Source organism: Actinoplanes sp. NPDC049668 (genome assembly GCF_044465445.1).
Lineage (GTDB): Bacteria > Actinomycetota > Actinomycetes > Mycobacteriales > Micromonosporaceae > Actinoplanes.
Genome location: NZ_JBITLR010000013.1, coordinates 26976 through 39965 on the forward strand (window position 1 = coordinate 26976; position 12990 = coordinate 39965).

Genomic DNA, 12990 nt, shown 5'->3' on the forward strand with positions numbered 1-12990 from the left:
AAACCCTGCCATGTCCACCCACGACACGCCAGCCCGCCGTGCTACAGCCGCTCGAAACGCACCGACGGCCCCCGATCAACGAACGGTCATGCCGAAGGCCGGCCATCCCGGCCGGTTCCCGCCGGCGGCCAAGGTGATTCACGATGTACTGGGATGGCTCCTGGCCGCCAGCGCCACCCTGTTGGCAGCCAGCGGACAGGTCGAATACGCCATCGCCGCCGACATCACCGACCTACGCCGCTTCCTCGTACCCGCGATACTCGAGATCGCCGCCATATTCCTCATCCTCGGCGGCTACCTGCGCGCCTGCGACGGCGACAACCCCGCCCTGCTATGGCTCCTGGCCGCCGGCGTGGCCAGCTTCGCCACCTGGACCAACCTCACCCACGGCGGACCCCGCGCCGGACGGATCTACGCCGCCGCCACCGTCGTCACGTTCGTCCTCTGGCTACTTAAACTCCGCGACCGATACCGGGCCACCCGCCGCGCCAACGGCCTGATCGACGCACCCACCGCGAAATTCCGACTCATCCGCTGGGCCGTCATGCCCCGGCTGACCTGCCGAGCCTGGCTCCTGGCCATCGAATACAACCTGCGCGACACCGACGAGGCACTGCGCCGCGCACGGCTGTGGCACGACACCGCCCGAGACACACACACCGCCACCACCGGCACGGCACGCGCCCGGCGCGCCACGGCAAACCGGGCCGCGGAGCTCGCCGTACGTCGCGCTCACATGGGGACCGACCCGACGACGTTTGCTGCAACCTCGCCGCCGACTACGGAGCAGACAGCACCTTTACTGATGGCTCGAGCCGACGAGCGATACCAGGTGACGGGTAGCCAAGCGTCCAACCGGCGTCGCACTGCGAAGGCTCGCCGCGGAGCAGCCATCGGCATCGATGGGGACCGGCTTGCAAGACTCGAAGAACATTCCCCGATTCCTACCAGGGATGCCGCCGACTGCAGGTTGCCACCGCCGATTGCCGATCGACGCGACAACGACCGCAGCGACGTGCTGACTGCGATCTCACCGCACGCCACGACGGAATGCCCTAAGCAACCGGCATGGTCGGAAGAACCGACGGCCGTAGGATCACCCGAGTTCTACAGGCCCACCTCCGACATCGACGCCGTCATGTACCGGACGTGGCTACGCGGCGTAGAGATCGGTCACGAGCCGACCGGCGCGGAGCTCGCTCGCACTGCCGGGCGCCCCGACGACTCGACAGGAACGGGCCGCCGCGCGGTACGCCGCTACCGAGATGCTCACGCCGCCTACAGCACGTCAGCCGGGCAACTGGTCACCGCCGCCCCTTGTCACACGACGCAACTGCATGCGGGGCCGCCGAATTGACCCGGCCCCGGATCAAAACTGAGAGGCTCGCCGCCTGCATCACCGGCCCCAACGGTGGCCGGGCGAGGTCGAGAAGGGGCAACTGGTGATGAAGACGGCCGCTATCGGCACCACCGCGTGTACGCGGCCATGAGACGTTTCACCTCCCTGGTCGCGTCGCGCTCGACGACGTGCCCATGGCAGTTGCGGTGATCGGTCCAGCCGCCCTCACACTGCCAGCCGACCTGCGACCGCCGGTGGGTTCGTTGCCACCATCCACGCGACCGCGTTTAGCGAGGGTCGAGGATACTTACCAGGTACGCCACTCGTCAGTTATATCCTCACGCGAAACGCCACGGCGAGCGGCTAGCGCGTCAAGGTCGACGCCCGCTTCGGTCATCGTTTGATCGATGTATCCACACAGCAGAGCGCGCTCAGCTGTGGCAATCGCATCATGATCATGCTTTTCATTTAGCGAGTTAAGCTCAAGAACAACCCTTCGAATAGCAGCAGTAACCTCTATGTCCGATGACGGTTCCAGCTCGGACACGTCCCGCTCGAAGGCATCGAAGACTTCATCGAAGCACTGCAACAGAGCTGGAGGAAACAACCCAGCAGTTACCGCAAACTCGTCCTCCAGCACACCCTCAGCAACGAGGCGAGCCTCTTCCGCAATACTGCAACGCCATTCGCTTGATGGCCTAATTGCCAAGTTATTCACCTCAACCACACTTGCCGCCGGGACCTGTTCCGAAAAGCTTGTACATGGTGGGATTGTTAGTATTGTAAGGAAGCTTCGCCTTGCCACCGAATTCGTCAAAAACCTCGCTCTCGAGTTGGTTGAGGGAGATCCCCGGCCCGGGAAGCCGATATTCGATACCCGCTATATTTTCCCGAGTAAAGTTAGCCTTAGTGAGGGTACCTTTCGGGGAAAAGTGTTGCCTCCATCGCTCAGAGATGTTTTTCCCCTGACCAACATATTGTTCGCCTGTATCCAGGGTAATGATATAGACCCCTGGGACTCTAGGCACACCGAACGGGTCGGGCTCAGGGGCGGCATTGTGTACCAGGACCGGAACGTCGCCGACGAGCACATAGTACGTGTGGAGGTCGTCGACGGTGAGGTTGACTGCCGTTCCGGGGCGCTTGGCGGTGTCGAGGCCACGAACTGGTTCACCCTGGCCGTCTGCGGTCAGGATCAGTTCACCTAGGTCGAGTTCGTCCGCGCGATTCCAGCGGCCCTCGGTCAGGCTCCAGAATGGGTGATCCTCGGTCGTCACGATCGTTCCGCTGTCGAGGCGGAGCTCCGACATTTCATCTTCGTGGGACCAGACCACGCTGACCTGGCGGGGCGTTGCCTTGCCGGTGCGAGGGTCACGAGCGATGACCTTGTCACCAGGCTTCAAGTCTTCGATGGCGCGGGAGGTGCCGCCCTCCATCAGGACCCGGGTTTCTCCAGAGAAACTTCGGCAGGTGTTGGGGATCCTTGGGATCCTCACTCCGCCGGCGGGCATTCGTACCCGCCCAGCCATGACGGGGCCATGACCGAAGCCGTTGGCGTCGCCCGCAAGGTTCCCCGCCTTGGCGTAGAGGCGCGTATCGAAAGCTTCTGCCTCCGCCCTAGGATCGACCTTCAGGTAACCCTTGATCTTGGCTTGGAGGATCATCGCCGTGGTGAAGTCATCGTCGTCCTGGTCGATGACGCACGGGCAGGGCATGACGGGGTGGTCGCCCTTGTAACGGTCCAGCGCCTTGGCCATGTCCTCCGTCGAGGGCCAGTAGATCGGGCGGGTTTCCCAGCCCGGGTATTCGACGTTGTTGATGCGGTTGTTGCCGCCCGGTTTGGTGGTGTGGGTGGTGCCGTTGTCGTAGGTCTCGACCGACTCGTTGTAACCGCCTTGGCCCTTGGCGTTGGCGGTGCCGTTCTCGCCGCCGGTGCAGCCGCTGGAGGAATCGACCATGCCCGGAGGACAGCTTGCGGAGCCGAGTGTCTCGCCGGACGGGTCGCTGTAGGAGATGGGCGAGTTGTTGGAGTATGCGTAGGCGTTCCATTGCTGGGGGTCGGAGAGGTCGATGATCGGGTCGACCGAGATGAACCTGCCCAGTTTGGGGTCGTATTCGCGGGCGCCGAGGTGGGTCAGGCCGGTGTCGTCGAGGTTGCCGCCGACGAAGCCGAGCTTGTTGACGGTCCATGCGGTGTTGGCGGGTCGGGTGGCGCCGAAGGGGAGGTGGCGGCGGGGGGTGACCGCTTGGGTTTTGTCGTCGACGGATTGGAGGGCGGTGCCGAGGTGGTCGTTGATGAGCCAGCTCAGGCCTTTGGCTGTGCGTGAGGCGACGACCTGGCCGCCGTGCTGGTAGTGGCGGGTGGTGTTGGCGACCTTGGTCGTCTTGTCGTATCGGACCTCCTGGCCGGGGAGGTAGAGCGTCATTGCTTTCGGGTCGTCGGCGATCATGCGCGACCCGTCGGTGCCGTACAGATAGGTGGTGTCGCCGTCGGCTTCGCCGACTCGCTGAAGGTGGCCTTCGGGATCCCAGGCGAGGGTCTGGTCGTCGCCCCGGCTGATCGTGTTGCCGGCTTCGTCGTAGCCGTATGCGGTGTCCGCGGTCTCGGCGCCGGTGGTGACGATCCTCTTCACCGCATGGGGATAGGTAGCCTTCTCCGGCAGTGACGGCTCGGGAACCGGATAGGTGTAGTTGCTGGTCGTCCTGCCGGCGGCCGTCCGGGTTGTTGAGGTGAGGCGGTTGCCGATCTCGTCATAGGTCCACGACTGCCAATACGGGTCGGGTCCGCCCAGCAGGGGTTCGGATTCGGACGGGTCAGGGGTACATCCCTCGGCCTGGGGCGTCCATGCCTCGGTGAGCCTTTGCAGGTAGTCGTGCCGGAAGCACTGATGATCGCTCGAGGTGACGTCGGAGATGCCGGTGATGTTGCCGAAGTCGTTGCGGGTGTAGCGCTGGTCGAGAATGGTCGCCGGCGCGGTGGCACGGGTGACCTTGGTCTGCTTGACCCGTCGGCTGTACTGGTCGTACAGGATCTGGGTGTCGATTCCCTTGCCGCCGTCGTAGCGGTACCCGACGACACCGATCTCACGGAACCGGGTGTAGCTGGTGCCGTTGATGAGGAAGACGGGATCACCACTGGCCGACAGGTCAGTCTTGACTGTGTTGGCTTCGCCCTGCGCGTCGTATTGGTAGGTCAGGGTTTCGCGGTTGAGTCGGCCGGCACCGGTGCCTGCCTGCGGCACGGTCGTGCTGGCGGGTGCTCCATTGGCCTTGTAGGTGTAGGCGTAGCGGTAGGTACCGGCGAGTCCGGTCAGGGTAGCCGGGACGGTGATTTTCGCGCCTGTCGGCCGGTAGTCGGGGGTGAACCCAGCGACCTCGTTGACGTAGGCAGCAGGGCTGGTGCCGCGGTTGTCGTACCGGACGGTCTTGGTTGCGTAGCCCTTGACGGACATGGTGGTCGGCGGATTGGTGGTGTCCGACTGAATGGTGTCGTAGGTCCAGGCTGCGCGAAGTGGCCCGCCTGCGGTGTTCTCCCGCAGCGAGGTCTTGCGGCCGAGCGTGTCGTAGCCGTAGTAGAGCAACGTCCCGCGGGCGTCGCGGGTGTGGTCGAGTTCGTCGTACTCGTTGTAGAAGCTCTCGGTCACGCCCTTGTCGGGGTCAATGCTCTGGGTCTGCCGCCCGAGCACGTCGAACGTGTGGGTCCAGGCGTTGCCGAGCGCGTCGGTCTCGCGCCAGAGCTGGCCCTTGCGGTTGTAGGCGTAAGAGATCGCGGTGTAGGTCTGCGGGTCGTCGCTGCCTGCGTCGGCGGGCTTCTTGTACTGCCGTACCGCGATGGTTCTGCCCTGGGCATCCTGGACGGTCGTCGTGGCGGTGCCGCCGTCCGGTGGCGTGACGGTGACCCGGTCGCCACCATAAGCGGTCGTGGTGCTCCAGAGGACTTTGCCGCCGCCTGCCACGCTCGTCTGGATCGGCCGGCCGACACCGTCGAACTTCGTCGAGGTGACGTTCGTCAGTTGGGTCTCGGACTCGGGGAAGCGCAGGTTGGCCTCAGGTGCCCCATCGGTGACGAAGCCGTTGTACGACTCCCAGTTGCGACCTGCCGTGTCGTAGTGGTTGTCGGTGATGATGCGGCCCTGCGCTTTGCCGGGCTCGGGTGTGTCCTCCACCTGCGTCTGTCGCGGGCGCAGCAGCGAGTCGAAGAGGGAGACGGCCGTGCGGTAGTTGCCGTTGGCGTCGAGTGCCGATGTGGTCACGGCGGAGGCTGCGTTGTTGCGGACGGTGTACGTGTACTTGATCTGAGGGGTTTGGCCGCTGGCCCGGTTCCGCGTCGCTGGCCATACCTGGGTCAGTCGGCCCAGCGAGTCGTACGTCTTCTCGGTGACCCGGTCGTTGGGGTCGGTGGTCTTGATCGGCTGGCCGTAGGCCGGTTCGAGGACCGACGTGGTCCGCCAGCCGACCGGGTTGATCACGGCGAGACCGACCGTCTGTCCCCCGCTGTTGTGGGTGTATTCGGTGCGGGTGAGCCGGTTCTTGACGTCGGTCTCGGTTTCGAGGCGGCCGTACTTGTCATAGGTCCGCGTCGCGGTGACCCGGTAGCCCGGTGTTCCGGGGTCGCCGTTGCCGCTGCCTTTGCTCCAGGTGTACAGGCTTTCGGTCTTGACCGGATCTGCCTTGGTGGGGCCGGCGGATCCGCGGCTCTTCTCTGTGTCGTACCAGGTCCAGGTGTCACTGATGACGTCGTCGGTGCTCAGCGCCCGGCCATCGGTCGCGGCGGAACACGAGGTGGCGTAGTGCTGGGCACGGTGGGGGTATTTGACCAGCCAGGCGTCGATGTTGCGGGGCTCGTACGTGGTGATCGAGCAGGTTTCGTCGCCGGTGACGGCGATGTCACCCAGAGCGTCGACGCGCTGGGTCATGCCGTAGGAGTCCATGGTGTTACGCACGCCGGTGACGCGCTGCTTGCCGCCCGGCAGCGCGGTCCACGACCAGGTAGCGGTCATGCCGGTGAAGACGGCTTCGACGGTGTCGCCGTTGATCGTTCGGGTGGCCGTGGGTGCCGAGTGCCACGGTTGCTGGACCTGTCCGGAGACTTGGGTGGTGCCGTTCTTCGTAACGGACGTGCGCATGATGCCGGCAAAGACGTCGTCGTCTTTGACCGCCGGGGCGTAGGTGCCCACGGCGGGCAGGGTGACGGACCGTTTGCCGCTGGGCTGCTTGTCGCCGTCCATGCCGCGGAAGTAGCGGTATTCGGTGAGGTGCTGCTGGCCGGGGTCACCCTTGGTCACGCGCACGGTGTCGTAGCCGCGCCATACCGACCAGGTTTTGTCCTCTTTGTCGACCAGGCCGTCGTCGTCGGTGTAGTGCCATGCCGGTGCGCCGACGTAGTCGTAGGAGGTGACGACGCGTGGGGACCGGTAGGCCGCGGGCAGTGCCGAGTCCGATTCGGTCACGTAGTCGACCACGTACTTGTGGAACCAGTCGTTGATGGGATTCTCAGCGCCGTCAGGCGTCCACCGCACGGGATAGCAGCGCTTCGGGTTGTCGTGCTCTTCGGCGGGCAGGCCACCCGGTCTTGAGCAGTCCGACGGCTTGTACTGGATGCCGATCGTCGCGCCGGTCTCGGTGGTGATGCCTTTGAGCCGCCACCATTTCATGGCCGGGGCGGGGTCGGATGAGCCGGAGTCGACCCGGTTCGGCAGCGCCTCGCCGGCGAAGGTGACATTCGGCAGGGTGATGTCGGTTCCGCCGGTGTGGCCGGTGTGGGTGATGCTGTCGAGCCAGAGCCCGGCGTGGCTGCCGTCGGTGATGTCGGGGAACTTGTGGTTCAGGGTCCAGGAATCGACCGGGTTGTACTTGTCGGTGGTGCCGCTCCACAGCTGGGTGGTCACCTTGGCCAGGCGTTGGGTGGTCCAGAAGCTGGGGCTGGGCTTGAGGCAGGGGCTTTCCTTGCACTCCTGGTCCCAGGGGGTGTCGGGCCAGTTCGACTTGTTGGGTTTCCCGCTGGTCCAGCATGAGGTCACGCACCGGTCGCCCGGGGTGAAAGAGATGCGGAACGGTGCGGTGCCCGCCTCGCCGTCGCGGGAGCCGTAGTCGATCCGGGTCAGATAGCTGCCTCGGTCGTACTCGGCGAGGTCTGTGGTCTTGAGGTTGCGGGCGTACTTGTTCGTCTCTTTGGCGTAGACGTACGTCCGGGTGTTCTTGTGCGGGTCGACGACGAAGTCGAGGTTCCAGCGCCAGGCCTGGGGCTTGCCGCCGCAGGCGGAGTCGGCGAAGGCTGCGGCGTGGCATGGTTCGCCGTCGTGGTTTCCGTAGACCGGCACTGTCAGGGTGGAGTTTGCGGCCGATCGGCTGCCGAACCAGTACTGCGTGCCGTCGGTGTTCGTGACGACCCAGTACTCGCCGTCGTTGTCGCCGTTGTCGCGATTCAGCTTGCGTTCGACGCGCGAGCCGTTGTCCTCGCGCGTACGCCATTTACCTTCGCCGTGGTACGCCTCGGCCGGTTCCGTGGAGAGCAGTTCAGTCGACTGGCCACCGAGAGACATGGTCGCGTTGTCGGTCACCCAGCACAGATCGCCCGCGTCGGTGGTGTTGTTGCCATCCTTCTTGTCCTCGCGGCAGGTCTTGTATTTGCGCTCGATGTAGCCCGGCGAGTATTCGAAGCCTTCGCCGACCCAGGAGGGCTGGGTGTTTGACGCGCTCATCCGGCCGTCGACCGACTGCGAGGAGTAGCCCAGCGACACCTGCGGCGCGTCGCCACCGATCGGCGCGGGCACGCGCATCGGGTAGGACCAGTTGAATGAACCCGAGTTGCCGCTGACCGACCAGGTCGACGACGGCTGCAGGCTGGTGGCAGCGAAGGTGCCGTTGTCGCTGCTCTGGTCGGCGGCGAGCGCGACAAGAGTGCTGGTGGACTTCATCGGAATCTCGGCGGAAGCGATGCCGTTGCCGTCGTTGGTCGTCGGGACGCTCTGGCCCTGGCAGTTCGTCTTCGCGGGCGCGTCCAGGGCACAGTCGGACAGGGTCATGAAGCGCAGCCGTGACGACCAGTCGGCACCGTAGGCGTACTGGAAGGCCGAGTAGTCGAGGGCCACGGTCGCCGTGGTGGTCGAGGATGCGCCGTCTGTCCGCTGCACTCGGAGCAGGACACCGTCAACGCCTGCCTTCTCCGACTGTGCGTGATCGAGTACTTCGACACGGACCCGGGCCAGCTCGTCGGCGGCCGACATCCGCTCCGGCGCCTTCGTCGGTGCGACCGCGGTGACGCTGACGGGCATCCCGCCGACCTTGGTGCCCGACAAGGTCTTGGCCGCGGTGGGAGAGACCGCGGCCGGTCCGAGCGCCAGCTCGGCCGTGGCGGCAGCGGGCCAGCGCACTTCCGGCGGTGTGAAGAAGTCGCCGACAGGTGTCGACCGGTCGACCGGTTTCACCGCGACGGTGCTGACGGAGGCGTCCACCTGAGCGCGGGGCCGGTCGGCGGCCACGGCCGCCTCGACAGGTGGCAGGGTCAGCACCCCGGCGAGGACAGCGAGGGCTGTACCACCGATGAGCAGACGACGGCCGGAGCCAGCCGCACGGGAACGCCGAAGGGCTGACATGTTCAACGGTGTCCTCTTCCTCATGCCGGGCAGTCGCACAGATTGACGATCTCGCTGGGGGCCATCGCGCCGGCATACATCCGTACGTCATCGACGGTGCCGCCGAAGAAGTCGATATTGCCCATGGGATGCCGCCCGATCATGACCGGACCTCCAGAAGCCCAGCCCGTGATCGCCACCGGCACACCTTGCGGAACGCCATCGACGTATAGGCGAAGCTGAGAACTCCCGGCATCGTGAACCCCGACGAGGTGAACCCACTTGTCGATCACCGGCGGAGCCGTTGATCGAGCTGCCATCCACGTCGGAGTGGCGACATCGGCGGAGGGAATCATGAATTCCCACCGTTGATAGGAGCCCTGGTAGCGAAGGTAGAACGCGGAGCGCGATGTGCCGCCCTGACCCGCCAGGAACATGTGACCCGCGCCAGGCGCCACGTCGAGATACACCCAGGCGGAGACGGTGTAGGACTGTTCTGTTCGCAACGCCGCCTCGCCGGCCAGATAGCTGTGCGAGTCGCCGAGCGTGGCGGCCGAGAAGTCGTTGCCGAAGCGGTCACTACCCCACTGGATGACGCCCGTCGCGGCGGCATCACGTCCATATGCGGCGTCGGAGCCATCGCCGTCCAGGCGGTAGCGGGCCACCAGGTCAGTGGCCATCGGAGCGATCTCCGCCGGGGTGAGGACGCGGTTCCAGACCCTGACGTCGGCGAGACTGCCGTTGAACCAGTCGCCCTGCGCGCCCCTCACCATGGCGGATCCGACGGAGAAGGCGGTCGACGTCCACGCATGAGTTCCGGTTGTTTGAGCCCTGAATACACCATCGACGTAGAGCCGTACTCCGTTGGCGTCGGCACCGCGGTCGACGACGGCGGTGATATGAGACCAGACACCAACGCGCAGCGGAGCAGCGGCGCAGACGCTCTGCAAGGTCGCGTCAGGCAGGTCCGAGGCCCGGAGCTGAACACACCAGGCGTTGGAGTCTTTGTGGTACAGCAGCCGGAACATTGCCGTCTGGGTGCCATTTGCAGCCAGGATCGTGCGATCGCCCTGGACTTGATCAGGTTTCACCCAGGCGGCTACCGAGAAGCTGCTGCTGGTGTCGATAACCGCTTGTCCGATGTGGCCACGCGAGCTGGAGCCGTTGAAGCCCGCAGCCGTCGGCGCAGTCCTCGCCGCGCTGTCGCGCACCCGGCCGGAAACGCCCAGGGTGACGTTCGTCGCGGTGAGGTCGGCGCCGGATCCGCTTTCATCGGGCAGCGTCGCGGCGCCGGCCGGCCCGCCGAGTTTCCAGTCGGCGACGGGTCCGCTTGCTTCACCGACGAGGAAGTCGTAGGCCAGGGTGTCGCTGCGCTGGCCTGCACCGTCGACGCTGCGAACATACAGCGACACCGGGCCGCCATCGGTGGGATCCGATGCCTGCGGGGGCGGCGGAGTCAGCTTCCTGCTGACCTGCGCACCCGCGATGTACGTCGTCGGTGGCTCTGACCAGCCCCATTCGTACCCGACTACGTCGGTCGCAGGCCCCGGACCGAACGCGAAGGTGGCGGTCTCGCCCGCCGACCCGTGCGGAGCGTCGTCCTGGGGATAGGTCGATGAGGAGACGACAGGCACCGACGGCAACGTCTTGTCCGCCCGGAACTCACACCATCCCGTGACACTCGACTTGTCGGTCCCGGACTCCCCGGCGTAGGACCACGGATCCAGGCCCTGCGCGTTGAACCGGACGAGGTCGCCATCGGCGATCTTGGCGGAGGCCGGGATCGTGTACGGGCCGACACCGCCGGACTTCAGCTTGGTCGCCTCCGCGGTACCGCCCGCCGTCCAGCCGGGCGCGTCCGCGACGGCGTCCTTCTGCCACGTGAACGCGATCTTCAGATCACTCTCCGCAGCACCGTCAGGGTCGGTGATCTTCGCCTTGAGAATCGGCTGGAACGTTCCGTCGGCACGCAGTCCGATCACCGGACGGCCGGCGCCGGTGACACACCCCTTCGCCGCGGTCGAGGTACCACTCTGCACGGTCGGGTTCGTCGGAGTATTGGGATACGAGTTGTAGGTGACGAGCAGCTTCGTCTTGTTCTCGTCGTACTTCTTCCAGTGTGAGTCAGATGAGCCGGACAGCCCGAGGTAAACCTTGCCGTTGTTGGTGGCACGGCCCTGCACGTAACTGCGGAGAGCGTCGGACTTCCACTCTGTGCGGATGGAGCCGCCGGTGCAGTTCTCGTTCGACGGTGACTCGGCGAGCGTTCCGCTCCAGGTGCTCTCGTGATTGTTCCAGTTCGAGCTGGAGTTGAACGCGCCGACGGAGTGCAGGCGGGTCTTGGTGGCGGTGCACTTGTCGTTCTTCAGGTCCCACGAGTAGGTGAGGTAGGACTCGAGCTCGACGTCCAAGACATGCTTGCGGGCGAACGAGGCCTGCGAGAAGTCGACCATCGAGCGGTAATGCATCGACTTGGGGACGTTGGTCCAACCAACCTTCATGTGGTCGTTCTTGTCGTAACCGTTCATCACATACGACTGATTCGGGTACGTGTCATTGATCATCGACCAGTTCGACCGGGACACCGTGGGGTCGATGACCACGGGAAAGACCGTCTTCGGGTCGTCGATCAGGGTGGCATCGGGAACGATGCTCAACTCGTCGGTGCTGACAAAGACGGGCATGGCGGCCTGCCTGGCGGACCGTCCCGGTTCCCAGAGGCCGCCATCGGAGTCACCGGTCTTGTCGTCCGCCGCAGCCTTGGTCGCGACCCGGGATGACCCCGTCGGCTCAGTACCACCAGAGGAGTCCCACATCGCGGCCGGTCCCGTCTCGAACACCTCCGTGCCTTCGGAGTCGAGCCATGCGCCGCCACCGTCCGCGTCCGACGACAACGTCAGGCCGCTCATGCGCACGCCGAACCGCACCGCCTTCAACTGAGGCAGCGCCGCCGCCTCCCGTGTCTTGACCACCAGGATCTGCGATACCGAATCGACGTCCGCGCGGACCATGAGGTCCACGTCAGGAAGGACGTCGCGGTAGGTTGCCACGGGCCCGTCGAGCTCTGGTTCAGGAAGCGGGGTCGGCCAGGTCAGCACCAGCGTCGAGTTGCGGTATCCGACACGCATCAGCTCGGTCGAGCCTTCACCAGCCAGCTTCACGAACACCGACGTCGCGCGAGTCGTCGCCGACCCGTCCGCCGCACGGACCAAGTTCGGATCCGGTGCCACGAAGGCACCGTTCGCCGCTCGGATGCGCTGTGGCCGAGCCGCGACCGCCGTCGTCAACGTGCCATCGGGGTTGGCAAACGTCTGCTCATACTCGGTCCGCGCGCCTACCACCTCGACTGGCTCGCCCGACTCCTTCGCAGCAGCCTTCGCCGCACCGACATCGCGAACAGCCGCAGGTGCTCCTAGTGGAGGAGCAGCGGCCACCGCAGAACCAGGTGGCAGCATGGTGCCGGACGCCGCCAGCAACAACAGGACAGCCACCACCGCCGCTTGCCGAGGCAAGAAGCCCGACCCTCGACCATTCGTTCCAGGCATCGCTCTCGGTCCCCCTCGGTGTGACTGCCGACGGAGACTAAGAGAATGATCAATGTTGCAGCAACCCCGAGCTATCAAAACAGGACAGAGCCCGTCAAGATCACCTCGCTTCAACGTCTGGCCGACGAACCGTGGCCGACCTAGATATCGCCTCGAGGGGGCACGGAGGTCGGCGCCAACAGGCGCTCGCGTCGACATCATGGCTGCCCGCACAGATGCACCGACACGCACAGCGGCTCGCGTCTGGCCACCATGGGCGATCCGATCCGGACAGGTGCCGCGAATGGGGAGGCGAAGGGCGGCGTTGGTCCACGCCGGCCTAGGATCGGCGGGATCGCGTCGATCAGCGGCAGTAGCCGGGTGACCGCCTGTGATGTCGCGGCGTGCAGGAATGTGTCGAGCGCGCGGTGGACGACTGGGCCGGCTGGGCTCTGGTCAGGGATGACGCCGGCTCGGTGGAGCGATGCGACGAGGGCAGCGGAGATCGCACCGAGTGATGCCTAGGTTATGGTTCAGCCGCATCGACAGAGAT

The 12990-nt window shown here is 65.5% G+C and carries 4 protein-coding genes; 1 reads left to right on the forward strand and 3 read right to left on the reverse strand.

Going from position 1 to position 12990, the window contains the following annotated elements; genetic code table 11:
- Nucleotides 1-88: 88 nt before the first annotated feature.
- Nucleotides 89-1357 (forward strand): DUF2637 domain-containing protein, encoded by a 1269-nt coding sequence (locus ACIBSW_RS39645; protein ID WP_354721322.1) that lies wholly within the window; start codon nucleotides 89-91, stop codon nucleotides 1355-1357.
- Nucleotides 1358-1646: 289 nt separating this feature from the next.
- Here the strand turns inward: ACIBSW_RS39645 and ACIBSW_RS39650 are convergent, their stop codons facing one another.
- The 3 genes from ACIBSW_RS39650 to ACIBSW_RS39660 all read right to left on the reverse strand — a co-directional run bounded on the left by ACIBSW_RS39650 (nucleotide 1647) and on the right by ACIBSW_RS39660 (nucleotide 12404).
- Nucleotides 1647-2057, reverse strand: coding sequence for a hypothetical protein (locus tag ACIBSW_RS39650; RefSeq protein ID WP_354721324.1), 411 nt, complete (start codon nucleotides 2055-2057; stop codon nucleotides 1647-1649).
- A 1-nt stretch (nucleotide 2058) separates the two neighbouring features.
- Nucleotides 2059-8850, reverse strand: coding sequence for an RHS repeat-associated core domain-containing protein (locus ACIBSW_RS39655; protein ID WP_354721326.1), 6792 nt, complete (start codon nucleotides 8848-8850; stop codon nucleotides 2059-2061).
- A gap of 104 nt (nucleotides 8851-8954) precedes the next feature.
- A complete protein-coding gene (locus ACIBSW_RS39660; RefSeq protein ID WP_354721328.1) occupies nucleotides 8955-12404 on the reverse strand; it encodes a LamG domain-containing protein in 3450 nt (1149 codons plus the stop codon).
- Between the last annotated feature and the right edge of the window lie 586 nt (nucleotides 12405-12990).

Bases quoted from the DNA above. Each gene is read 5' to 3' on its own strand.
- ACIBSW_RS39645 (WP_354721322.1), top strand. From the start codon at position 89: ATGCCGAAGGCCGGCCATCCCGGCCGGTTCCCGCCGGCGGCCAAGGTG.